We start from the raw sequence: 751 nt of genomic DNA, 5'->3' as shown, positions 1-751 counted from the left end.
AAGTACGGTTTTCAGAAGCGAGACCCCAACGCTGCCGCCCCCATCTCCTTCAACTCGGGGGAGAGTATGAGCCCCGAGGAGCGGCTCGACATCGAATGCTACCCCAAGGCCCGCGAGACCCTGGACGCCGCGGTGCCCGAAGGCAAGAGGCCCGAGAATGAAGGGCAGTCCACATACAGTCGTATCTCCACCGAGGCGGGCAATGCCGTTTACGGTAGCAAACTGCACCGCGAGCTCGAAGAGAAGTGGAAGCAGTGCGTCTCCGACCGCGGCCTCACCCCTCGCTCGGCAGGCTCCGTCGCCGAGGAAACCCCGCTGGCTGAGCAGCAGAGCAAGAACGGCGGTTTCAACGAACCCGCCTCCGAAGAGGAAATTCGCATCGCCACCATCCAGGCCGAATGTAACCAGCAGGTCGGCATGAGCAAGCAGCTCTACGACCTGGAGGCACAGTATCAGATGCCGCTCATCCGCAAGTACCAGTCGCAGCTTGAGCAGGAACGCCAAGCCGACCGCGACCGTGACGAGAAGTTCAAGCAGTACGTTCAGGAGCACCAGTAACCCGAGCGTCCACGACCGGTTTTGACGTCGGATTTTAAAACCGAATCTTGATACCGGGGAAAGACCGGTAATGGTGCGGGCCACCCGAGACACAGGCTCGGCGGGTAGCCCGCACCCGCGAGGATATTCCCGCAGCGGATGCAGCTCTCGGCAGACGAGTGGGCGCGCAAAAATTTTTGGTGCACACCCCCCC

At 61.5% G+C, this 751-nt stretch carries 1 pseudogene; it reads left to right on the top strand.

The annotated features are described in order from the left end of the window. Positions 1-558, top strand: a pseudogene (locus HMPREF2884_RS09360) (multidrug transporter); the annotation flags it as partial. Positions 559-751: the final 193 nt, after the last annotated feature.

Source organism: Rothia sp. HMSC073B08 (genome assembly GCF_001812975.1).
In the GTDB taxonomy this organism is placed as follows: Bacteria; Actinomycetota; Actinomycetes; order Actinomycetales; family Micrococcaceae; genus Rothia; species Rothia mucilaginosa.
Note: the sequence above shows the minus strand (reverse complement) of the source record. Positions and strands in the feature narration are given on the sequence as shown.